Annotated in this window: 1 protein-coding gene; it reads right to left on the bottom strand. The window is 67.4% G+C overall.

All coding sequences use genetic code 11. The features are described from left to right. Nucleotides 1-243: hypothetical protein (locus AC0IYH_RS32265; RefSeq protein ID WP_471838396.1), on the bottom strand; the 243-nt coding region annotated here is incomplete at its 3' end. Nucleotides 244-261 lie beyond the last annotated feature (18 nt).

Here is a 261-nt window from a genome sequence, read left to right on the forward strand (position 1 = left end):
GTCGTAGAGCAGCGTCCAGCCGCGATTGTGCCAGCCCCAGGCGACGATACCCGCCGGGATGCCGTAGATCGCGGCGGACGCGAGGCTCCAAGCGATCTCCCGCTTCATCTGCGGATCGAGGCCGCGATAGAGGCCCGGATGCCGCCGCCCCGTCGCCCAGGCGAAGGCGCCGGACACGATCAGGTAGCGGACACCGACGATCAGCGTCATCGCAATAGCCGACAGGATGAGGGCGAGGATCACCGGGTCGCTCTACACGAT

Source organism: Pseudomonas sp. AC463, from assembly GCF_979253585.1.